This is a genomic window from Streptomyces sp. NPDC050617, from assembly GCF_040654795.1.
Classification (GTDB): Bacteria; Actinomycetota; Actinomycetes; order Streptomycetales; family Streptomycetaceae; genus Streptomyces.
Genome location: NZ_JBFAIS010000001.1, coordinates 596,073 through 618,491, shown reverse-complemented (window position 1 = coordinate 618,491; position 22,419 = coordinate 596,073). Strand labels below are relative to the sequence as shown.

21 protein-coding genes are annotated in these 22,419 nt (G+C 72.3%); 10 read left to right on the top strand and 11 right to left on the bottom strand.

Translation table 11 applies throughout. From position 1 onward, the window contains the following. Positions 1-27 precede the first annotated feature (27 nt). The 7 genes from AB0I49_RS02635 to AB0I49_RS02605 form a co-directional block, all read right to left on the bottom strand. Positions 28-2,142: a xanthine dehydrogenase family protein molybdopterin-binding subunit gene (locus tag AB0I49_RS02635; protein ID WP_363224926.1), complete on the bottom strand. Its 2,115-nt coding sequence runs from the start codon at positions 2,140-2,142 to the stop codon at positions 28-30. Then, positions 2,139-3,167, bottom strand: coding sequence for a xanthine dehydrogenase family protein subunit M (locus AB0I49_RS02630; RefSeq protein ID WP_363224925.1), 1,029 nt, complete (start codon positions 3,165-3,167; stop codon positions 2,139-2,141). Before AB0I49_RS02630 ends, AB0I49_RS02635 begins: the two co-directional genes overlap by 4 nt. Continuing rightward, a complete protein-coding gene (locus tag AB0I49_RS02625; RefSeq protein WP_363224924.1) occupies positions 3,164-3,673 on the bottom strand; it encodes a (2Fe-2S)-binding protein in 510 nt (169 codons plus the stop codon). Before AB0I49_RS02625 ends, AB0I49_RS02630 begins: the two co-directional genes overlap by 4 nt. Positions 3,674-3,774: 101 nt before the next feature. Continuing rightward, a complete protein-coding gene (gene ggt, locus AB0I49_RS02620) occupies positions 3,775-5,643 on the bottom strand; it encodes a gamma-glutamyltransferase (RefSeq protein ID WP_363224923.1) in 1,869 nt (622 codons plus the stop codon). Between the two features lie 224 nt (positions 5,644-5,867). Then, on the bottom strand, positions 5,868-6,248 hold the full coding sequence (locus tag AB0I49_RS02615; protein ID WP_363224922.1) for a glyoxalase superfamily protein: 381 nt from the start codon (positions 6,246-6,248) through the stop codon (positions 5,868-5,870). A 31-nt stretch (positions 6,249-6,279) separates the two neighbouring features. After that, entirely contained in the window at positions 6,280-7,050 is a 771-nt protein-coding gene (locus tag AB0I49_RS02610; protein WP_363224921.1) for an amino acid ABC transporter ATP-binding protein, read from the bottom strand. Between the two features lies 1 nt (position 7,051). Beyond that, positions 7,052-8,221, bottom strand: coding sequence for a C45 family peptidase (locus AB0I49_RS02605; protein WP_363224920.1), 1,170 nt, complete (start codon positions 8,219-8,221; stop codon positions 7,052-7,054). Positions 8,222-8,362: 141 nt separating this feature from the next. Between AB0I49_RS02605 and AB0I49_RS02600 the strand changes: the two genes are divergently transcribed. From AB0I49_RS02600 to AB0I49_RS02570, 7 genes are all read left to right on the top strand, one after another. Continuing rightward, a complete protein-coding gene (locus AB0I49_RS02600) occupies positions 8,363-9,298 on the top strand; it encodes a MurR/RpiR family transcriptional regulator (RefSeq protein WP_363224919.1) in 936 nt (311 codons plus the stop codon). 255 nt (positions 9,299-9,553) lie between these two features. After that, complete coding sequence (locus AB0I49_RS02595) at positions 9,554-10,504, top strand: glutamate ABC transporter substrate-binding protein (protein ID WP_363224918.1); 951 nt, start codon at positions 9,554-9,556, stop codon at positions 10,502-10,504. A gap of 10 nt (positions 10,505-10,514) precedes the next feature. Then, positions 10,515-11,159: an ABC transporter permease subunit gene (locus tag AB0I49_RS02590; protein WP_363224917.1), complete on the top strand. Its 645-nt coding sequence runs from the start codon at positions 10,515-10,517 to the stop codon at positions 11,157-11,159. 62 nt (positions 11,160-11,221) lie between these two features. Beyond that, positions 11,222-12,208, top strand: a complete 987-nt coding sequence (locus AB0I49_RS02585; RefSeq protein ID WP_363224916.1) for an amino acid ABC transporter permease — start codon at positions 11,222-11,224, stop codon at positions 12,206-12,208. Positions 12,209-12,313: 105 nt separating this feature from the next. Continuing rightward, positions 12,314-12,757, top strand: coding sequence for an Rrf2 family transcriptional regulator (locus AB0I49_RS02580; RefSeq protein ID WP_363224915.1), 444 nt, complete (start codon positions 12,314-12,316; stop codon positions 12,755-12,757). Between the two features lie 73 nt (positions 12,758-12,830). Then, a complete protein-coding gene (locus AB0I49_RS02575) occupies positions 12,831-14,021 on the top strand; it encodes a globin domain-containing protein (RefSeq protein WP_363224914.1) in 1,191 nt (396 codons plus the stop codon). A gap of 141 nt (positions 14,022-14,162) precedes the next feature. After that, a complete protein-coding gene (locus AB0I49_RS02570; RefSeq protein WP_363224913.1) occupies positions 14,163-15,794 on the top strand; it encodes a CocE/NonD family hydrolase in 1,632 nt (543 codons plus the stop codon). 42 nt (positions 15,795-15,836) lie between these two features. Here AB0I49_RS02570 and AB0I49_RS02565 read toward each other — a convergent pair whose 3' ends face one another. Then, a complete protein-coding gene (locus AB0I49_RS02565; protein WP_363224912.1) occupies positions 15,837-16,907 on the bottom strand; it encodes an alpha/beta fold hydrolase in 1,071 nt (356 codons plus the stop codon). A gap of 95 nt (positions 16,908-17,002) precedes the next feature. Between AB0I49_RS02565 and AB0I49_RS02560 the strand changes: the two genes are divergently transcribed. Continuing rightward, positions 17,003-17,575, top strand: a complete 573-nt coding sequence (locus tag AB0I49_RS02560; RefSeq protein ID WP_363224911.1) for a helix-turn-helix transcriptional regulator — start codon at positions 17,003-17,005, stop codon at positions 17,573-17,575. 15 nt (positions 17,576-17,590) lie between these two features. On the opposite strand, the gene AB0I49_RS02555 is transcribed toward AB0I49_RS02560, so the two are convergent. Then, positions 17,591-18,634 (bottom strand): S66 peptidase family protein, encoded by a 1,044-nt coding sequence (locus AB0I49_RS02555; protein WP_363224910.1) that lies wholly within the window; start codon positions 18,632-18,634, stop codon positions 17,591-17,593. A gap of 125 nt (positions 18,635-18,759) precedes the next feature. Here AB0I49_RS02555 and AB0I49_RS02550 point away from each other — a divergent pair, with 125 nt between their 5' ends. Then, positions 18,760-19,365 carry a TetR family transcriptional regulator gene (locus AB0I49_RS02550; protein ID WP_363224909.1) on the top strand — a complete coding sequence of 202 codons (606 nt, stop codon included), beginning with the start codon at positions 18,760-18,762 and terminating at the stop codon, positions 19,363-19,365. Positions 19,366-19,436: 71 nt separating this feature from the next. Then, positions 19,437-20,891, top strand: a complete 1,455-nt coding sequence (locus AB0I49_RS02545) for an FAD-dependent monooxygenase (RefSeq protein ID WP_363224908.1) — start codon at positions 19,437-19,439, stop codon at positions 20,889-20,891. A gap of 25 nt (positions 20,892-20,916) precedes the next feature. Here AB0I49_RS02545 and AB0I49_RS02540 read toward each other — a convergent pair whose 3' ends face one another. Together AB0I49_RS02540 and AB0I49_RS02535 are read right to left on the bottom strand one after the other, a co-directional pair. Further along, positions 20,917-21,777: an amino acid ABC transporter permease gene (locus AB0I49_RS02540; RefSeq protein ID WP_363224907.1), complete on the bottom strand. Its 861-nt coding sequence runs from the start codon at positions 21,775-21,777 to the stop codon at positions 20,917-20,919. Further along, positions 21,774-22,418 (bottom strand): amino acid ABC transporter permease, encoded by a 645-nt coding sequence (locus AB0I49_RS02535; protein ID WP_363224906.1) that lies wholly within the window; start codon positions 22,416-22,418, stop codon positions 21,774-21,776. The genes AB0I49_RS02540 and AB0I49_RS02535 overlap by 4 nt, the downstream gene beginning before the upstream one ends. Position 22,419: the final 1 nt, after the last annotated feature.

The following is a 22,419-nucleotide window of genomic DNA, read 5'->3' as shown; positions in this document are numbered from 1 at the left end:
ACGCCCAGCTATTGGACCGCACGCGCGTCACCGCACCGCCCCCGCCCGCATCACGTCCGCGATCCCCATCGGCACGTCCCGTCGGCGCACGCCCGTCGCGTGGAACACCGCGTTGGCGATCGCCGCCCCCACCCCGACCGCGCCCAGTTCGCCGATGCCCTTGGCTCCGAGGCGGCTGGCGTGCGGGTCGTGGTCGTCGACGAAGAAGACGTCGAGTTCGCGGACGTCGGCGTTGACGGGGACGGCGTACCCGGCGAGGTTCTTGGACGCGAAGCGGCCGAAGCGGCCGTCGAACCGCGACTCCTCCAGCAGCGCCTGGCCGATCCCCCAGGCCAGCCCGCCCGTCATCTGGCTGCGCGCGGTCAGCGGGTTCACGATGCGGCCCGCCGCGTACCCGGCGGTGCAGCGCGCCACCCGCACCAGCCCCAGCTCCTCGTCCACCCGGACCTCGGCGAAGACCGCGCCATAGGTGTGCATCGAGTACGCACGGGAGCGGCCCGCCAGATCCGAGCCCGCTTCCGGGCCCCAGGTCGCCTCGGCCTCCAGGCAGCCGACGGCGGCCGGCGGCCGGCCGCCGAGGCCGGCGAGTTTTCCGCTCAGTTCGGTCGCGGCGGCGTGCACGGCCGAGCCGACGCCCATCGTGGCGGAGGAGCCCGCCGTCATCCACGCGGGCGGCAGCTCGGTGTCGCCGAACCGCACCTCGACCGCGTCCGGGTCGGTGCCGAGCACATCGGAGACGATCGTGGCGATCACCCCCGGCAGGCCGGTGCCGATCTCCTGGGTCCCGCACTCCACCAGGACGTTCCCGTCGGCGTCGAGGCGCACGCGGGCCGTCGCGGCGAAGCGGAAGGTGTCCATGGTCGCGGCGGCCATGCCCCAGCCGATCAGTTCGTCGCCGTCGCGCATCGAGCGGGGCTCGGGCGTACGGGCCTGCCAGCCGAAGCGCTCGCCCGCCCGCAGCAGGCACGCGCGCAGCTCGCGGGAGGAGAACGGGCGGCCGGTCATCGGGTCGGTCTCCGGCTCGTTGCGCAGCCGCAGTTCGACGGGGTCGACGCCGGTCGCGTACGCCAGCTCGTCCATCGCCGACTCCAGCGCGAACATGCCGGGCCCTTGGTGCGGGGCGCGCATCGGCGTCGGCTCGGGCCGGTCGGTGTGCCGGATGCGCCGCCGGACCTCGATGGCCGGGCTCGCGTACATCCAGGTACTGGCCTCCGTCGCGCCCTCGGCGTGGTCCCCGTCCCGTGAGGCGGCGTTGGCGGAGGTATGGCGCAGGGCGGTGAGCCGTCCGTCGGCGTCCGCGCCGAGCGTCACCGTCTGCCGGGTGGCAGGCTGGTGGCCGCAGGACGTGAACATCTGAGCGCGCGTCAGGTACAGCTTGACGGGCCGTCCGGTGACCTTCGCCGCGGCGGCGGTGAGGAGTTGGTGCGGCCAGATGTAGCCCTTGCAGCCGAAGCCGCCGCCGACGAACGGGCAGATGACGCGGACCGATTCGAACGGTATGCCGAAGGCGGTCGACAGGGCCAGCTGGGTGAGCCCGATGGACTGGACGCTGTCGTGCACGGTGAGCCGGTCGCCGTCCCAGCGGGCGTACGTCGCCGACGGCTCCATGGGGTTGTGGTGCCGGTCAGCGGTGGTGTACGTGCCGGAGACCACGGTGTGCGCGGCGGCCAGCCCCGCTGCGACGTCCCCCTTGCTCTCGTCGGGCGGCGAGAGCAGCGGTTCCCGCTCGACGTCGTCGGGGGCCTCGTCGAAGACCACGACCCGCCGCACGTCGGCGTATTCGGCCCGTACGAGCCCGGCCGCGTACCGCGCCCGCTCCCAGCCGTCGGCGAGGACGATGGCGATCGGCTGGCCCTCGTGGCGGATCGCGCCGCCCTCGGAGCGGCGCATCGGCATCGGCTGGACCAGGGGGCCCAGCGGCATCTCCGGCAGGTCCTCGGCGGTGAGCACCGCGCTGACGCCGGGCGCGCCGCGGGCGGCCTCGGTGTGCAGGGCGGCGAGCCGGCCGGTCGGTACGGTCGCGCCGACGAGGACGGCGTACGCCGCGCCGTCGGCCGGGGTGTCGCCGGAGTAGCGGGCGGCGCCGGTCAGCTTGGCGGGGCCGTCCGGGCGGCGCAGGCCGGCGGGGAGTGCGGCGGTCATCGGGGGCCTCCGTTCGCGCCGGGCTCGATCCGACGGGCCGCGTCGCGCAGGGCGCGTACGGCGGCGCGCTGGGCGAGTTCGACCTTGTAGCCGTTGCCGGGCAGGGGGCGGGCGTCGGCGAAGGAGATGGCGACGGCGGCGCGCAGGGCGTCGGTGTCGGCCAGCGCCGTGCCGCGCAGGGCCTCCTCGGCCGCGGTGAGCCGCCAGGGGCGGTGGGCGACGCCGCCGAGGGCGATGCGGGCGGAGCCGATGGTGTCGCCGGCCGTGAGTTCCAGGGTCACGGCGGCCGAGACCACCGCGAATTCGTAGGCGGCCCGCTCCCGCAGCTTGAGGAAGCGGGAGAGGCGGGCCGAGGGGCGGCCCGGCACCTCGACGGCGGTGATCATCTCGTCGGGCTCCAGGGCCGTATGGCGCTGGGGCTCCGCTTCCGCGGGCGTGAGGTGGAAGGCGGTCGCGGGTATCCGCCGTTCGCCGCCGGCCCCGCTGACCAGGACGGCGGCGTCGAGGACGGCGAGCGCGACCGCGAGGTCGGAGGGGTGGGTGGCGGCACACTCCTGGGTCCAGCCGAAGAGGGCGTGCTGCGTCGTGTCGCCACCCGCTTGGAGCGCGGCGCAGCCGGAGCCCGGTGTGCGTTTGTTGCAGGGCAGCGGGATATCGGCGCGGAAGTAGGGGCAGCGGGTGCGCTGTTGGAGGTTGCCGCCGATGGTCGCCATGTTCCGCAGCTGCGGGGAGGCGGCGAGCAGCAGCGACTCGGCGAGAACCGGGCGGTCCCGGACGGCCTCCGGGCGGGCGGCGAGGTCGCTCATGCGGGCCAGCGCGCCGATGCGCAGCTCTCCCGAGGGTCCGGTGTCGATCGCGGTGAGCGGCAGCGCGGTGATGTCCACGAGGTGGTCGGGGGTCTCGATGCCTTCCTTGAGCCAGTTGAGCAACTCCGTCCCCCCGGCGAGTAGTTGGGTGCCGGGGGTGCGCAGCGCGGTGAGCGCCGAGTCCATGTCGTGCGCCTTGGCGTAGGTGAACTCCTTCATGACGCTCCGCCCTCCGTCCCGGCCTTCCCGGCGGCTTCGGCGGCTTCGGCGATGGCCGCGGTGATCTGCGGGTACGCGGCGCAGCGGCAGAGGTTGCCGCTCATCCATTCGCGGATCTCGTCGGGCGAGGACGCGTGGCCCTCCCGTACGCAGGCGATCGCGGACATCAGCTGGCCGGGGGTGCAGAAGCCGCACTGGAAGGCGTCGTTGTCGTGGAACGCCTGCTGCATGGGGTGGAGTTCGCCGTTGGTGGCCAGGCCCTCGACCGTGGCCACCTCGGCGTCCTGGGCGGCGATCGCGAGCGTCATGCAGGACAGCACGCGGCGGCCGTCGAGGTGCACGGTGCAGGCGCCGCACTCGCCGCGGTCGCAGCCCTTCTTCGCGCCCGTCAGCCCGAGCCGTTCACGGAGCGTGTCCAGAAGGGTGGCCCGCACGTCGGGTGCGGGCACCTCGTATTTGTCGCCGTTGACCGTCAGATACAGCGTCGGCTGGAGACTCGTGCCCACCGGAGTCCTCCTCCACAGGGGACGGTGCACAGGGGACGGAACAAGCACCGCCCCCTGTCTACCGCCTCAAGTGGGCTCCTAGGCAAGGGTTTTGACGTCAGTCAGCGGAGATCGGCCGGACGCACCACCATCGCGGCCCCGCCGCCGCGCCGCACCGGTTCGGCGGCGGCCAGCCAGCGGCCGTCGGGCAGCCGCTGCACGCCGGTCGCCGCGCCGATCTCCGGGTTGAGCTTGAAGACATGCCCCAGCGCTTCGAGCCGGCCCCGCACCGGGCTGTCCCACAGCCCCGGCTCCAACTCGGTGGTCGCCGCGTTGCGCTGGCTGGCGCGGGGCGCGGCGATGGCGTCGACGAGCGGCATGCCGCGGTCGACGTGATTGAGGATGGTCTGCAGGACCGTGGTGATGATGGTCGCGCCGCCGGGCGAGCCGAGCGCGAAGAGCGGCCGGTCGTGGCGGTCGAGGACGATCGTCGGGGAGATCGAGGAGCGCGGGCGCTTGCCGGGGCCGGGTAGGTTCGGGTCGTGGACGGCCGGGTTCGCGGGGGCGAAGGAGAAGTCGGTCAGCTCGTTGTTGAGCAGGAAGCCGCGGCCGGGCACGGTGATGCCGCTGCCGCCGGTCTGCTCGATGGTGAGGGTGTAGCTGACGACGTCGCCCCACTTGTCGGCGACGGTCAGGTGGGTGGTGTTCTCGCCCTCGTACGTGGTCGGGGCTGCCTCGCCCGTCGCGGCGCACGACCGGGGGTGGCGCGGGTCGCCGGGCGCCAGGGGGCTGGTGAGCACCGCGTCGTCCTTGATCAGGCAGGCCCGCGAGTCGGCGAACCGCTGCGAGGTCAGCCCCTTGGCGGGCACGTCCTCCTGCGCCGGGTCGCCGACCCAGCGGCCCCGGTCGGCGAAGGCGATGCGGCTGGCCTCGATGTAGCGGTGCAGGTACCGCGTCTCGTCCAGCCGTGAAAGGTCGCTGTTCTCAAGGATGTTGAGGGCTTCGGCGACGGAGGTGCCGCCGGAGGAGGACGGCGCCATGCCGTAGACGCCGAGGCCGCGGTAGGAGATGTGGGTGGGCTTTTGACGCTTCGTCGCGTAGTCGCCCAGGTCGTCGCGGGTGAGGTCGCCCGGTCGCACGACGCGCGAGGACGCCGGGTCGACGGGCGGTTTGCGTACGGTGCGTACGATGTCGCGCCCCAACTGCCCGTCGTACAGGGCGTCCACGCCCTTCTCGCCGAGCAGTTCGTAGGTGCGCGCGAGGTCGGGGTTGCGCAGCGTCGATCCGACGGCGGGCGGCCGGCCGCCGGGCAGGTAGAGCTCGGCGGTGGCCGGGAAGTCCTTGAATCGGGACTCGTTGTCGGCGGTCTGCTTCCGGAAGGTCTCATCGACGGTGAAGCCGTCGCGGGCGATGCGCTCGGCGGGCTTCAGCACCTGGCGCAGCGACCGGGTGCCCCAGGCGTCGAGGACGGTGTCCCAGGTGGCGGGCGTGCCGGGGGTGCCGACGCTGAGGCCGCTGGTGACGGCGTCGGCGAACGGGATGGGCCGCCCGTGCTCCAGGAAGAGGTCCTTCCCGGCGCTCAGCGGGGCGCGCTCGCGGCCGTCGACGGTGTACACCTTGCGGTGTTCGGCGTTGTAGTAGACGAAGTATCCGCCGCCGCCGATGCCGGACGAGTACGGCTCGGTGACGCCGAGCGCCGCCGCGGTCGCCACGGCCGCGTCCACGGCGTTGCCGCCGCGCCGGAGCACGTCGATTCCCGCGGCCGACGCGTCGGCGTCCACGCTGGAGACGGCGCCGCCGTAACCGACGGCCACCGGGGTCTTCGGGGGCGTCGTCGCGAGCGTAGAGCCGGTGGCGGCGGCCGGGGCGGGGTGGCGGTCCGGGGCCTTGTGCGCGGCGGCGGCCGGCGCCATGCCGAGCCCCGCCACGAGGGCGGCCGTCGCGCCGAGCGCCGCCAAGCGGCGCGGGGAGGTGATGCGGGGGCTGGCCATCCGTGGAACCTCCGGGCAGATGACAGAGGCCGGAGCGTAACTCGCGAATCCCCTGCCACGACAGGGCGCGTACGGCTCGGGCGTGGCGGCGCGTACGGGCCGGGGCGCCCCTCCCCCGTACGCGCCCGGCCCGGCGGCCCCCGTACGCGCCCAGCCCCGACGGCCCCGTACGCGCCCGGCCCGATCGGCGGCGCCTCACCGTGCCCGAGCGCGCCCGAGAGCGCTCAGTCCGTCGGCGTACCGACTCGCAGGCGGTTGCCGTCGGGGTCGCGGAGTTCGATTTCGCGGGCCCAGGGGGCTTCTTCCACGGGGACGCCGAACTCGGCGGCGATGGCGTCGATGTCGCGGACGCGCAGGTAGACCAGCGTGTCGGGACGGGCATCGCCCGTGTGCTCAGAGAGGAAGAGGCGGACCCGGCCCCTGGCCACCTCGACGAAGGCGGGGAGGTCCGGTTCGAAGCGGTGTTCCCACTGGCGGGTGAAGCCCAGGCGTGCGTACCAGCCGAGGACGGCGGCGGCGTTCTCGACGCGCAGAATCGGGATGATCTCCTCGACGGTTTCCTCTTGGGCCTCTTGGGCCTCTCCGGTCTCTCGGCTCTCTCGCATTCCGCCATCGTCCCAGGCCCGCCCCGCCCCCTCAGTGCTGAAGCACCTTCGACAGGAACTCCTTCGCCCGCTCGGTCCGCGGGTTCCCGAAGAACTCCTCCGGCGGGGCGGACTCAACGATGCGCCCGCCGTCCATGAAGACCACCCGGTCGGCGGCCCGCCGGGCGAAACCCATCTCGTGGGTGACGACCAGCATCGTCATGCCCTCGTCGGCCAGGGAGACCATGACGTCCAGGACCTCGTTGATCATCTCCGGGTCCAGCGCCGACGTGGGCTCGTCGAAGAGCAGGGCCTTCGGCTCCATCGCCAGCGCGCGGGCGATGGCGACCCGCTGCTGCTGGCCGCCGGAGAGCTGCGCGGGGCGGGCGCTCGCCTTGTCCGCCAGGCCGACGCGTTCCAGCAGGGCGCGGGCCCGCTCCTCGGCCTCGGCGCGGGCCGTGCCCCGTACCTTCACCGGGCCGAGCGTGACGTTGTCGAGCACGGTCTTGTGGGCGAAGAGGTTGAAGGACTGGAAGACCATCCCCACGTCCGCGCGCAGCCGCGCGAGCGCCCGGCCCTCCTCCGGCAGCGGGGAGCCGTTCACCGTGATCGTTCCGCCCTCGATGGTCTCCAGGCGGTTGACGCACCGGCAGAGCGTCGTCTTCCCGGAGCCGGAGGGGCCGAGCAGCACGACGACCTCGCCGGCCCGTACCTCCAGGTCGATGTCGTGCAGCACCTGGTTGTCGCCGAAGTACTTCTGTACGCCGTCGGCGCGGATGAGCGGCTCGGCCGCGGCCTGCCCCTGCGTCTGAGTGCCCGTCATGTCACTGTCCCCCGGGGCCGTCGTACACGTTCCACGGCAGCGGCAGGTACGGGGACGAGCACGGCAGCCCCGCGACGACGTGGTACTCACCGGTCGTCAGGTCCACGATGTTGGAGGCGATGGTGCTCGTGTGCAGCAGCGGGTCGGTCTCCTCGACCGGGTGGTTGCACACCGAGTGCGGCAGCCCGAAGTGATCGGTGAGGCCCTCCTCGATCACCTTGCGGACGTCCGCCGACTCGCTGCGGTCGCGGGCCTCGCGGAGCGCGGCCTCGATGATCGGCACGCGGTAGAGCGAGTCGACCGAGAACGGCCGGTACGTGCGCTCCAACTGCGGGGGAACGGGGGCCTGGTAGTGGTTTCCGTGGACCAGCATCCCGTCCTGCGGGTACAGCCACTGGTGGCGGCCGGGCGTGGTCTCCAGGTCGATGGCGATGCCGTCGCGGTGGGTGAGGAGGAGGTTGGTGGGGATCTGCTGGCGGGCGGTGAACGGGACCTGGAGGGCGTCCTTGTAGTTGGCCTGGTCCAGGATGCGCCGCCGGATGAAGGGCTGCGGCACGCCGATCTCGTCGCCGAACCGGCCGCCGAGGCCGTTGGCGTTGAGGGCGATGCCGGCGGAGTTCGCGCCGTGCCGGCCGATCTGCCCGGCCTCGACGACCATCACCACGGTCGGCCGGGGCGGCTGGACGATGCGGAGCGCGACGAGGGTGGGCTCGGCGCCGGTGCGCCAGTCCCAGTTCTGCCCGCACCAGACGTGGCCGTCGCCGGCGGCGGGCGGCAGCAGGGCGAAGGACGAGCAGCCGTCGGCGTCGGGCTCCTGGCCGTCCCCCTTCGCGGGCTCCTCGCCCGTAGCCCCCATCCGCGCGAACGTGCGGTCGTAGACGATCTCGCCGCGCGCGTTCAGCGCCATGAGGTCGAGCAGCCCGGTGCCCGCGCCCTCCGCCACCCCGCGCAACTCCTCCAGCAGGTCCGGGGCGAAGTCCTCGACGCAGGGCAGCCAGAGCTCGGCGCGGCGGGTGACCTCGTGCCATTCGAGTCCGGGCGTCTTGGCGAACGAGGCGCGGTAGAACGCGAGCGCCGCCTCGATCTGGGGGCGGGCGGCCTCCCCGTACTGGCGGCCGCGTTCGCGGGGCGTCCCGGATATCTCGATCAGCGGGATGGGAGGTGTCTGCATGGGCTTCCCTCAGAAGTGGCGCGCTCGGCGGGTACATCGGCGTGTACAGCCGTCTGTAGCATCCGCTACGAGTTGTTCCGGCTCTCGTAGCCGCTTGATGGCCCGATAGTAGCGATCACTACAGAGGAGTCAATAGCTGTCATGAAAACTACTACAACGGGCCCGGACCCCGCCCCGGCCGGTTTCCACGCCCGCGTGGCCGAGCGGCTGGCCCAGCTCTCCCCGGCGGAGCGGCAGGTCGCGGAGTATCTGCGCAACCATGTGCAGGACGTCCCGTTCGCCACCGCCGAGCAGCTCGGACAGGCCGCCGGGACCAGCGACGCCACGGTGGTGCGCACGGCCAAGGCGCTCGGCTATACGGGCCTGCCGGAGCTCAAGCGCGAACTCGGGCAGCGCTTCGTGGACAGCAGCCGGCCCTCCTCGGTGCGCCGCCGCTCCACCTCCGGCGACACCGACGCGACGCTGGACCAGATCTTCGACGAGGCCGTGGACCGGCTCCAGCAGACCCGCCGGCTCCTGGACTCCGAGGTCTTCGGGCAGGCGGTGGACCTGCTGGCGGACGCGCGCGCGGTGACCGCGTTCGGCATCGGCGCCTCCGAACTGGCCGCCCGCCACCTCGCGCTGCGCATGGGGCGCCTCGGCTTCCACACCCGCGTCGCGGCGGCCACCGGCTTCCAGCTCGCGGACGCGCTGCTGCCGGTGTCCGCGGGCGACGTCGTGGTCGTGTACGCCCCCGGCCGGCTGCTGACCGACATCGAGGTGGTGCTGGACCACGCGGCGCAGGCGGACGCGGCGAGCATCCTGGTCACCGACTCGCTCGGGCCGGTGCTCGGCGACCGGGTCGACGTCGCCCTGACCGCCCTCTACTCCGGCGGCGGCATGGCCAGCGAGGAGCTGGCCTCGATCGTCGTCAACGACGCCCTGCTGCTGGCCCTCAAGGAGCGCGGCGCCGCCCGCGCGGCCGACGCGGGCGAGACGCTGAACCGGCTGCGCACCGCGCTGACCGGCCGCGACCCCGCCGCGTACGTACCGCGCCGGCAGCGCCGGAAGCGGGGCGCGGACACCCTCGGCGACTGACCGGCGACGGGCGGGAGCCGCGGGCGGGGCGGGGGTGGTGTACGGCGCGGGAGGGACGCGCGGCCTCTTCGGGCCCTCCGCATACCGAACCCGAACAAACTCTTGACACGGTGCGGGGCCCGACTATGGTGAAGCGCACTACAGAGCTTCATGTGTTCGTAGTTTCTACGACACAGTCTCTGGTTGCCCCCTCCGCCCGGACGCCCCCCTTCCAGGGGACAGGTCTACCGTCCGCGGCCGTGAAAGGAACCGGTCATGACTCTCCGGAGACCAGCTGTGCTCGCGGCCGCCATCGCCTGCGCCGCGTCCCTCACCGCCTGCGGCTCCTCGGAGCTGCCCGACAAGCCCGGCGACGGCGCGAAGTCGGGCGACTCCCTGCTCTCGCGCGCCCCCGTGGGCAAGGACCTGCCCAGCACGCCCACCCTGGAGCGCATCCGCAAGAACGGCCATCTGACGGCGGCCACCTCGGACACCGACCCCGGCTTCTCCGAGAAGAACCCGATCAGCGGCAAGTACCAGGGGTTCGAGGCGGACCTGACGGCGATGCTCGCGAAGTATCTGCTGGGCAAGCCCGAGGTCAAGCACGTCTCGATCAACGCGGACACCCGTGAGGCGCTGCTCCAGAACGGCACGGCCGACGCGGTCGTGTCCACGTACAAGATCACGCCGGAGCGGATGCGCAAGGTCGCGTTCGGCGGCCCGTACATGAACCTCGGCCAGGCCGTCCTGGTCCGCAAGGGGATGAAGGGCATCGACAAACCCGCCGACCTCGACGGCCGCAAGGTGATCACGACGGCCGGCCCGTCCGTGGAATCCCTGAAGAAGGTCGCGCCGCACGCGACGCCGGTCATCTTCCAGACCATCAGCCAGTGCCTCCAGGCGCTGCGCGACGGCCGCGGCGACGCCTTCATCAACAACCAGGCGGTCATCGTGGCCCGCGCGAAGAAGGACACCGCCCTGGAGGTGCTGCCCTTCACCTTCGGCTCCGCCTCGTACGGCATCGGGCTGCCCAAGAACGACCCCAAGTTCCGCGAGATCGTGGACGGCTTCCTGCGCACCGTCGAGAAGCAGGGGCTGTGGAAGCAGTCCTGGCAGGACAACGTCAGCCCGCTGACCAAGCAGCCGGTCCCCGAGCCCCCCACGCCGGGGAACGCGGGCGGCGACCCGTCCGCCCCGGCCTCGCCCACCGCGTCCAGCGGCTCCTGAGAGGCCGGCCGTGAACGTCGTCGCCGACCACTTCGGGGAGATCCTGGCCGGGTTCGGGCGGACCCTCCTGCTCACCCTCATCAGCTTCGCCGCCGCCCTCGTCCTCGGCGGCCTGCTCGGCCTGTGCCGGGTGGCGCCGCTGGGCGTACTGCGCTCGGCGGCCGCCTTCTACGTGCACACGGTGCGCAACCTGCCGCTGCTGCTGGTCGTGGTGGTGACCGTGTTCGTGCTCCCCCAGCTCGGGCTCACGCTGTCCCTGAACACCTCCGTGACCGTGGGGCTGGCCGCCTACATCGCCAGCTACGTCTGCGAGATCCTGCGCTCCGGCATGGAGACCGTGCCGGCCGGCCAGGTCGAGGCGGCCCGCGCGGTGGGGCTGACCACCTCCCAGTGCCTGCGCCTGGTCGTCCTCCCGCAGGCGCTGCGCTCGATGGTGCAGCCGCTGGGCAACATGTTCATCGCCACCGCGCTGGGCACGGCGGTGGGCTCGGTCGCGGGCGTCAACGAGCTGTCCGGGGTCATCCGGCAGCTGAACGTCGAGTACGTCGAGCCGCTCGCCCTGTTCGCCTCGGCGACCGTGCTCTACGTGGCGCTGACCCTCGCGGGCGGGCTCATCACCGGCGGGCTGGAGCGCCGGCTGAGGATCCACCGATGAGCGGGGCGGCGGCACGGGGCGCCAGCGGGACGGCACGTCACACGGAAGAGAGCACAGCAGCGATGACCCAGACCCGCCCGCAGCCCCAGCCGCCGGGCCCCGCCCCGGCCGCCGCCTCCGCCGCCGTCGCCGTCGCCGGAAAGGCCGCGCGGGAGCGGCGCTCGCCGCGCCCGGACCGGACCGGCCGCAGGCCACTCGGCGGCGCGGCGGGCGTGCTCTTCGAGCCGCCCGGCGCACGCGGCCGGCGGCAGCGGCGCATCGGCTCGGCCGCGGCCGCCGCCCTGATCGCGCTGTTCGCCGCCGTCGTCCTGGTCCAGCTGGGCCGGCACGGGCAGTTGGACTGGGCCCGGTGGCAGCCGCTGACCCAGACGTCGATCCAGCGGTTCCTGTTCAGCGCGCTGGGCGACACCCTGCTGGCCGGCGTGGTGTCGATCGCCATCGGGCTGCCGCTGGGCGCGGTGATGGGCCTGCTGCGGCTCTCCCGGCGGCGGTTCGTATCGCTGCCCGCGGGCGCGGTGGTGGAGCTGCTGCGCTCGCTGCCGCTGCTGTTCGTCGTGTACTTCTTCCTGCTCGGGCTGCCCTCGCTGGGCCTGCGCCTGCCGCCGTTCTGGCAGCTCGTCATCCCCATCGTGCTGCACGGCATCGGCAACTTCGCCGAGATCTTCCGGGCCGGTGTGCTCGCGCTGCCGCGCGGCCAGAGCGAGGCCGGGTACGCGATCGGGCTGCGGCACGGGCAGGTCATGCGGCTCATCGTGCTGCCCCAGGCCGTACGGGCGCTGCTGCCGACCATCATCGGGCAGGCGGTGCGCGCGCTGAAGGACACCACCCTGGGCTATGTGGTCAGCTACCCCGAGCTGATGCACCAGGGCAATGTGCTGGGCTCGTACCTGGAGAACGACTTCCTCCAGGTGTACTTCGAGGTCGCGGTCATCTTCATCGTGCTGAACTGGCTGCTGTCCCGGCTGGCCGAGTGGGTGGAGAACCGGACCGGCCGCGCGCCGCGGCCCGGCCGCGACATCAAGGCGGCTCGGCGGACGGCCTCGGCCTGAGCGCCCGCGGCGCACAGCGGCCGGCACCGGGCCCCGTACGGGCAGGGCGGCCGAATGCCGCCCCCCATATTGGAGTCCAAAAAACCAATTAGCTAAGCTACGAACGTGCGACTGACCAAGAGCACCGACATCGCCCTGCGCATCGCCATGCGCCTGGCGGTGGCGGACGACGCCGAGGCCCCGACCACCCGCGAGGTGGCCGGGGCCGTCGGAGTGCCGTACACACACGCCGCGAAGGTGGTCAGCAGGTTGCAGCACCTCGGGGTCGTCGAGGCCCGCCGAGGGCGCGGCGGCGGACTCACCCTCACGCTCGCCGGCCGCACGGGCTCGGTGGGCGGCCTCGTCCGCGAGCTGGAGGGCGTCGGCGACGTCGTCGGCTGCGAGGACGATCCGCCCTGTCCGCTGCGCGCGGCCTGCCGGCTGCGCTCGGCGCTGCGCCGGGCCCAGGAGGCGTTCTTCGCCGCGCTCGACCCGCTCAGCATCGAGGATCTGGTCGGCGAGCCGACCGGCCCGGTGCTGCTCAGCCTGAGCCCCCGCCCCGGCAGCTGATTCCCGTGCCCCGCGCCGCGGTCGTTTCGCACCACTCAAAATACGAATTCAAGATGCAAGTTTGGAGCCGCTGATGTTGTCACCCACGTCGGCCGAGACCGTCCGCGCCACCCTGCCCGCGGTCGGAGGCGCCATCTCAGAGATCACCCCGCTCTTCTACGACAAGCTCTTCACCGCCCACCCCGAGCTGCTGCGCGACCTCTTCAACCGCGGGAACCAGGCCAACGGCGCCCAGCGCCAGGCCCTCGCGGGGGCCTTCGCCGCCTTCGCCACCTCCCTCGTCGCCCACCCCGACACCCGCCCGGACGCCCTGCTCTCGCGCATCGCGCACAAGCACGCCTCACTCGGCATCACCGCCGACCAGTACCCGATCGTGCGCCACCACCTCTTCGAGGCCATCGCCGACGTACTCGGCGACGCGGTCACCGACGAGGTCGTCGCGGCCTGGGACGAGGTGTACTGGCTGATGGCGAACGCCCTGATCAGCATCGAGTCCCAGCTGTACGCGGAGGCCGGCGCGCCGGACGGCGACACCTGGCGGCGCTACCGGGTCGCCGCCCGCGTCCGGGAGACCGACGAGGTCGCGACCTATGTCGTACGGCCCCTCGGCGGGGGCCCGGCGCCCGTCGCCCGGCCCGGCCAGTACGTCTCCGTGCAGGTGCGGCTCCCCGACGGCGCGCGGCAGATACGCCAGTACAGCCTGTCCGGCGAGCCCGAGGGCGGGCTCCAGTTCTCGGTCAAGCGCGCCACCGGTTCGCCGGACGGCGAGGTCTCCAACCACCTCCACGACCACGTCGGGCCGGGCGAGACGCTGCTGATCAGCGCCCCCTTCGGCGACGTCGTGCTGGCCGACGGCGACTCGCCCGTCCTGCTCGCCTCCGCGGGAATCGGCTGCACCCCGATGATCGGCATGCTCACGCACCTCGCCGCCACGGGCTCCACGCGCCGCGTGCTCGTCGTGCACGCGGACCACAGCCAGCACACCCACGCCTTCCGCGACGAGTTGAGCCGCCTCACCGCCGTACTGCCCGCCGCCACCGCGGACGTCTGGTACGAGGACCCCAAGGGCGACTGGCCCGCGGACCGCACGGGTCTGGCCGACCTCGGCGCGCTGGACATCCCCGCGGGCACCGTCGCCTATCTCTGCGGCCCGCTGCCCTTCCTGCGCGCGGCCCGCGCCCAACTGCTGTCCGCCGGGGTGCGTCCGGCCGACGTCCACTACGAGGTCTTCGGGCCGGACCTGTGGCTCGGCGGTGACGAGTGAGCGGCCCGTCAGCCCGGCGCGTCACGCGACACTGAGCGTTACCAGTCCGTAACTCAAGAATGGGTTACCTCCGGTAAGCACCTCTCGTTACTCTCCAGTCACTTCGACACCCCCACAGTCATGCGAAGTCTGGAGCGGCTCATGGCGTCCCCTCGCATCCCCCACCCCCGGCACTCCCTGCGCGCGGCGGCCGCCGGCGCCGTGTCCGCCGCCGTCCTCGCGGCGGGCGGCCTCGGCACGGCTCCGGGAGCGGCGGCGGCGCCAGTAACGACAACCGCCCAGTCCGCACCGGCCGCCGGGTCCGCGGCCGCGCGGCTGAAGTTCCACGACATTCCGGGCTCCGGCGGCATCACGCTCAAGGGCAATGTCTTCACGCCGGGCGGCGCCTCCGCCGACGCCTCCCGGCGCTACCCGCTGATCGTGCTGCCCACCAGCTGGGGCATGCCGCAGATCGAATACATCGCCCAGGCCCAGAAGCTCGCCGACGCGGGCTACGTCGTGGTCAGTTACACCTCGCGCGGCTTCTGGCTGTCCGGCGGGAAGATCGAGACGGCCGGGCCGCCGGACGTCGCCGACTCCTCCAAGGTCATCGACTGGGCGCTGGCCCACACCCCCGCCGACGCCGGCCGGATCGGCATGGCGGGCGTCTCGTACGGGGCGGGCATCAGCCTGCTGTCCGCCGGGTTCGACAAGCGGGTCAAGGCCGTCGTCGCGATGAGCGGCTGGGCCGACCTGATCGACTCCATCTACAGCGGGCGCACCCAGCACCGGCAGGCCGCGGCCCTGCTCGGCGGCGCGGGCGCGCTCACCGGCCGCCTGAGCGCCGAACTCACCCGCACGCTGAAGAACTTCCTCGGCTCCCGCCTCGACAAGGAACAGGAAATGATCGACTGGGGGAGGAAGCGCTCCCCCGCCGCCTACCTCGACAAGATCAACGCCAATGGCGCGGCCATCATGCTGGGCAACGCGTGGGGCGACACGATCTTCCCGCCCAACCAGTACGCGAAGTTCTACGAGCGGCTGACCGGGCCCAAGCGCCTCGAACTGCGGCCCGGCGACCACGCCACGGCCGAGGGCCCGGGCCTGCTGGGGCTGCCCAACGACACCTGGACCAACGCCCACCGCTGGTTCGACCACTACCTCAAGGGCGCGGACAACGGCGTCGACCGCGAGCAGCCCGTACAGCTCAAGTCCCGCTCCGCGGAAGGGTACGAGGGGTACCCGAGCTGGGCGGCCGTCCAGCAGAAGCGGATCGACCTGCCGCTGTCCGGCGACCACACCATCGCCACCGGCATCGACTCGGGCGCCGACGGCGGCGTCGTCCTGCTGTCCAACGCCCTCGACCAGTTCCTCAAGACCCCGCCGATGGTCTCGGTGCCGCTGCTGCCGCGCCAGGTCGCCGCCGTGTGGCAGTCCGAGCGGTACGCGACCGAGCGCCGGGTGCGCGGCACGGTGACCCTGCACACCACGCTGACCAGCAACAAGGAGAGCGGTACGGCCATCGCCTACCTCTACGACGTGGGCCCGCTCGGCATCGGCAAGCTGGTCGCCAACGCCCCGTACACCTTCCACGGCAGGACGCCGGGCACGCCCTTCGGCGTCGATCTGGAGCTGTTCTCCACGGCGTACGACGTCCCGGCCGGGCACCGCCTCGCGCTCGTCGTCGACACCGTCGATCCGCTGTACATCTCGCACAACCCGCTCGGCGCGAGGCTCACCTTCTCCTCGCCGAAGGACGACCCGTCGAGGCTGTCCGTGCCGGTCCGCGACTGAGGGCCGTGCGGCCCGCGGCCGCCCTGGCGCGCTGCGGCGGGGTCACTTCGCAGTGAACGAGAGGATCTCCCGCGCCACCGCCTCGGGGTTCTCCTCCGCGAGCCAGTGCCCGGCCTCGGGGATCTCGACCGCGCGGGTGATGTTGCGCAGCGTCGGCTCCAGGGTCGGCCGGGTGGCGGCCAGCGAACCCTTCGCCGTGAGGAGGAGGGTAGGAACGTCCACGGGAGCGGCCGCGGCGTTGTCGCGCTCGTCCTGGTCCAGGCTCCGGTAGAGCTCGAATCCCCCGTGCAGGACGGGCGGGCGGCTGTACGTACGGGCGTACTCCTCGATTTCCGCCCGGCTGAACGGGGAGGTCGTCCGCTTGCCGCCGAACGACGAGCCGCCATAGGCGACTTGAGCGGAGAACGCGGTGATGTACTCCCGCACATCGCGGCGGCTGTCGACGAGTTTCTCGGGAATCCCCGGCTGGCTGTTGAAGGCCATATGCCAGGAGAAGGTCCGGTATTGAGCGGCGGGAAGCTTCCGCCCGGGAAGCGGATAGTCCATGTGCACGTACGACTTCACCTGCCGGGGAAACTGGGCGGCATACTGGAATCCGACTCCGCCGCCGAGATCGTGCGCGACGAGGTCGAATCGGTCGAGCCCTATCCGGTCGTTCAGCAGCCCGTGGACATAGTGCGCGAGGGTCTTCTTGTCGAAGCTCTTCGGGCTTCCCTGACTGTCGCCGAGCCCGGGGAGATCGAGGGCGTACACGGTGTGGTGCTCGGCGAGTTCCGGCATCACCTTCCGCCACTCGTACCAGGTCTGCGGCCAGCCGTGGAGCAGCACCAGCGCCGGGCCCTTGCCGCCGGTGACGTAGTGCATGCGCACCCCGTTCACCGTCGCGAACTTGTGCTGAAACGCGGCGTTGAACCGCGCGTCGTGTCTCGTCGCGGCGTCGTACGCGGTGGGCGCCCCGGCCGTCGAGGCGACGGCGGGAGGGGGCGCGGCGGCGGCCCCGTCGAGCGTGTTCCACCCGACGATGGAGCCCGCGGCGAGTGAGGCGGTCAGTGCGCCGGCTCCGAGGAGGAGGCGTCGGCGGGCGGGGCCCCGCCGGCTTCGCTTCAGTGTCATGCCGCGATACTCGGGCGTGCCATTGCGGCCTGGCACGGTTTTTTGCAGGATTGCAAACCACTGCCCCGAAGGGGCGCGAGCGGAGGAGCCGGCCGGTGAGCGAGGACCAAGCGATACTGCGGAGCGTCGGCCCACGGCTGCGGGGATTCCGCACAGCCCTCGGCATCACCCTCGCCGATCTGGCCGAGCGCACGGGACTCACCCCGAGCACCATCTCCCGGCTCGAACGCGGCCATATCCGCCCCACACTGGAACAGCTCCTGCCGCTCGCCCGCGCCTACGCCGTCCCGCTCGACGAACTCGTCGCCGCACCGGCCGTCGGCGATCCGCGGGTGCATTTGCGCCCGCTCCGCAAGCACGGGCTGACCTTCGTGCCGCTGGGCGTGAAAACGGGCGGCGTGCAGGCGTACAAGGTGGTCTATCCCCCGGCGTCGCAGCTCCCACCGCCGAAATTCCATACGCATCCCGGCCGGGAATGGTTCTACGTCCTCCACGGAACGGTCCAACTCGTCCTGACCGGCACCCGGACGGAGCTCAGGGCGGGCGAAGCGGCGGAATTCGACACCACCGCCGCGCACTGGATCGGCAACGCCCGGGACGACATGCCGGCGGAGACCATCGCCATTTACGGGCAGCAGGGCGAGCGCGTGCACATCACGGATGTCTGAGCCCGTTCTCCACGTTCAGTAGGCGACCGTGATCCGGCGCGCCGGGCCGTCGACGCGAATACGCCCCCCGACGGGGATCACGAACTGCGGGTCGGTGTGGCCGAGATCGACGTCGAAGACCAGCATGGCGTCGGGCGCGTACGCCCGGAAGGCCCGCAGGACGGCTTCGCGCTGCCCCCGGCGGTACCCCGCCTTCTCCTCGCCGGCGAGCCGCTTCCCGAACGACCAGCTCTTGGCCCTGCCCACCAGCACCGCGGGGAACTGCCGGAGCAGTCCGCGTTCGCCCATGTTCCGCAGAATCCGGTAGACCTCTTCGGCAGAAGGCATCTCCTCGGACGTTTCGAGGAAGAGCACGTCGCCGGCGTACGCCGCGGCCGGCAGCACCTCGCGGTCGGCCATCAGCATCCAGGCGAGGATCTCCAGGTTGCCGCCCCAGCCGAGGCCCTCGACGACCCGGTCGCCGTTGTGCCAGGACCAGCCGTCGGCGGGTTCCATCTCCGGTTCGGACTCGAAGGTGCGGGGGTCCTCCCAGCGCCGGTTGACGTCTCCGGACGCGCTCGCCGGGGTGAGTTCGTACGGGCCCGAGGTGAACAGCGCCGCCCTGAGCGAGTCCGCGGTGGTCGGGTGCAGCGCGCCGGGGCGTCCGAGCTCGACCATCACCGAGCCGCCGTGGTAGCCGACGATGCCCGAGTTCCGCAGGAACAGCAGCAGGTTGGTGTTGTCGCTGTAGCCGAAGAACGGCTTGGGGTGGGCGCGGATCAGGTCGCGGTCGAGGTGCGGCAGGACGGTCAGCTGGTCGTCGCCGCCGACGCTGGAGATCACCGCCTTGATGTCGGGGTCCGCGAAGGCCGCGTGGAGGTCGGCGGCCCGCTCCTCGGGCGTCGCGCCCATCGTGCGGGTCGTCGGGTACTCCACCGGCTCCAGCCCGAAGTCCTCGCGCAGTCTGCGCAGGCCCAGTTCGTAGGGCCGGGGGAAGACGCCGGGCAGTCCGGCGGAGGGGGACAGCACCGCGACCGGATCTCCGGGGCGGGGCTTGGCGGGGTAGGAAGGGTCCGTCATCCGGTGATGGTAGGAGGCGCCGAGCCCGGAGCCGTAGCGAATATCGCGCGGCCCGTCGCACCCCGGCCTGAAACTTGCGCGCCACGCATCTTTGCGCGGCGCGCAAGTTTTGCTACGGTCGTTCCATGGGGCTGAGAGAACGGAAAAAGGCCGAGACACGCGCCGCGCTCAGCTGGGCGGCGCTGCGACTGGTCGTCGAGCGCGGGCTGGACGAGGTCAAGGTGGAGGACATCGCCGAAGCGGCGGGGGTCTCGCCGCGCACGTTCAACAACTACTACTCCAGCAAGGGCGAGGCGATCGTCGCCCGCCATCTCGACCGCTGCCTCGGCATCGCGGAGGCGCTGCGCGAGCGCCCGGCGGAGCCGCTGTGGGACGCGATCCCCCGCGCGGTGGCCGAGCGGTTCGCGCCGGACGCGCTGTCGGCCGCCCACCCCGTGCCCGACGTGGCGCAGTGGACGGCAGGCGTGCGCGCGATGCTCGCCGAACCGGCGCTGCAGGGCGAGATGCTGCGGGCCGGGGCCGTCGCCGAGGCGGAGATCGCCGCGGCCGTGGCCGACCGTACGGGCACCGACCCGCGGCAGGACCTGTACCCGCACCTCGTCGCGTCCGCGGTCGTCGCCGCGATCAACGCCGCCATGGCACACCATCTCCGCACCGACCCGCCGGTGCCGGTGGGCAGTCTGCTCGCGGACGCCCTCGCCCGGATCGCGGCGGGACTGCCCGCCCCCTAGCCATCCCTCGCGGAGGAACAGCCCGGCGGACCGCCGGGCCGATGTTCCCTGCCCGGAAAAGGAGTTCGACCATGATCGATGTCGTCATCGCGGGCGCCGGCCCCAACGGCCTGATGCTCGCCTGCGAACTCGCCCTGGCCGGCGTGCGCCCGCTCGTCCTGGAGCGCCTCGCCGAACCGGTCGACGAACAGCGCGCGAACGGCCTGGTCGGCCAGGTCATCCGGATGCTCGACCGGCGCGGCCTGTACGAGCGGCTGACCGAGCCGGGCGCCGTGCCCGAGCCGGCGCCCGGCTTCGTCTTCGGCGCGTTCCCGCTCGCACTGCACGACCTGCCGGACAACTCGCTCTACGTCCTGCCGGTGCCGCAGCGCCGGATCGAGAAGATGCTCGCCGAGCGCGCCGCCGAACTGGGCGTCGAAATCCGCCGCGGCCACGAGGTCACCGGCCTGACGCAGGACGAGCACTCCGTACGGATCGGGATACGGGACCGGGAGCCGATCGAGGCGGCGTTCCTGGTCGGGGCCGACGGCGGGCGCAGCACGGTCCGCAAGCTCACCGGCATCGAGTTCCCCGGCATCACCGAGGACGACTCGGTCTCGCACTCCGGGCATGTGAGCGTGGACCCGGAGCTGATCGGGGACGACGGCGGGCTGACCGTTCCCGGCTTCGGCGTCGTACCGCCGTTCCAGCATCTCCGCGCGGAGAACGGCCTGTTCACCTGGGCGCCCTTCCCCCATGACGTTCCGAAGGTCAGCGCGGTGGAGTGGGACCAGCCGGCCGAGGGCGAGACGTCGTTCGACGCGCTGCGGGCCGCCGCCTCCCGCGTCCTCGGCGTGGACGTGCCGATCGCCCAGCCGGCCGGCCCCGGCCCGCATCTGATCCGGCGGCTGTTCGGCGGCAACACCAGGATCGCGGCGCGGTACCGCGCGGGCCGCGTCCTGCTGCTCGGGGACGCCGCGCACGTGCACTCGGCGATCGGCGGTCCGGGGCTCAACATGGGCCTCCAGGACGCGGTGAACCTCGGCTGGAAGCTGGCGGCGGAGGTGCGCGGCCACGCGCCCGCGGGGCTGCTGGACACCTATGAGTCGGAGCGGTCCCCGGTGGCGCGGCGGGTCGCCATGCACACGCAGGCGCAGTCGCTGCTCACCCGGCCGGGCGGCGATGTGACCGCGCTGCGCGAACTCTTCGGGGAACTGCTCGACCACCCCTCGGTCCGGCAGCACATCGCGGACCTGCTGTCCGGCGCGGACGCCGGGTACGACATGGGTCCGGCGGCCGGTCCGCTCGTCGGCCGCTGGGCGCCGGACCTGCCGGGTCTGCGCGAGCTGACCCGTACGGCCCGCCCGCTCCTCCTGGACCCGACCGGCGACCTGGACGCGGGCCCCTGGGCCCCGTACGTCGACGCCGTGACCGTCCCGGAGCTCGATACCGCGCTTCTCCTGCGGCCCGACTGCTACGTGGCCTGGCAGGGCGCCACGGACGACGGCCTGCACAAGGCGCTGGGGACCTGGTTCAAGCCCGCCTGAACGGCGCGAACGTGCCGCAGCCCCGCTACTGCTGCGGGGCGCCCGGCAGCAGCGTGCCCGGTTCGGCGGCGTTCACCTCGACCGCCTCCGTCTTGAGGTTGCGCTGCTGCCGCCTGGCGACCCAGTTGGCGAACCACGACAGCAGCATGCACATCCCGATGTAGATCGGCGAGATCACCATGACGACGGGGATGAACGGCAGGTCGTAGTCGAGATTGGAGGCGATCAGCTTGCCGGCGTGGAGGAATTCCTCGTAGGTGATGAGGTAGCCGAGCGAGGTGTCCTTGAGGGCCACCACCAGCTGGCTGATGATCGTCGGCAGCATCGCCCGTACCGCCTGCGGCACCAGGACGTGCGTCATCACCTGCGTCTTGCGCATCCCGAGCGCGTAGGCCGCCTCGCGCTGCCCGCGGTCGACGGAGTGCACGCCCGTACGGAACACCTCGGCGAGCACCGAGCCGTTGTACAGCGTCAGCCCCGTGACCAGGGCGGGCAGCGGCTGCACCTTGAGCGCCACGAAGACGAAGAAGATCATCACCAGCACGGGCATCGCGCGGAAGAACTCGACCAGCAGCGTCGCCGTCCAGCGCACCGGCCGGTGCTCGGAGAGCCGTCCCGCCGCGAGCACGGCGGCGAGCGCCAGGGCGAGCACGGCGGCGTACGCGAACGCCTTGAGCGTGTTGGCGAGGCCGCGCAGCAGCATCTCCTGGATGCCCTGGTAGATGAACGGCGTCCACTTGCGGGAGGTGAACTGGTCGGTGTCGAAGAGGAGGTAGAGGGCCCAGCCGACCAGGGCGAGGATCGCGGCGGTCGCGAGCAGCCCGTAGACGCGGTGGCGGCGCCGGGTCCGGGGGCCCGGCACGTCGTACAGCACGGTGTCGCTCATCGGGCCACTCCCCAGCGCTTCTCCAGCACGTTGAAGATCGCGCTGATGGACAGGGTCACGATCAGATAGCCGACGGCGATCCAGACGAAGGACCAGATGATGCTGTAGCCCAGCTCGTTGAGGGTCTTGTACGTGCCGAGGAGCTCGGTGACGCTGAACGATCCGGCGATCGCCGAGTTCTTGGCGAGGGCGATCAGCGTCGAGCCGATCGGCGGGATGACGGAGCGGAACGCCTGCGGCAGCACCACGTCGCCGAGCGTCTGCCCGAAGGTCATGCCGAGGCTGCGCGCCGCCTCGCCCTGCCCGACGGGCACCGTGTTGATGCCGGAGCGGACCGCCTCGCAGATGAAGGCGGAGGTGTAGCAGCCGAGCGCGAGGACGGCGAAGAGCTGGAAGGGCAGGACGAGCCCGAACCTCGGCAGCCCCAGCAGGACCGCGAAGAACAGCAGCGTCAGGGGGGTGTTGCGCAGCACGGCCACCCATACGGTCCCGAAGGCGCGCAGCGAGCCGACCGGCGCGACCCGGAAGGAGGCCATCACGAAGCCGAGCACGAGCGAGAGGAGCCCGGCGTAGACGGTGAGTTCGACGGTGCCGAGCAGGCCCTTGCCGTACAGGGAGAAGTTTTCGGTGAGTACGTCCATG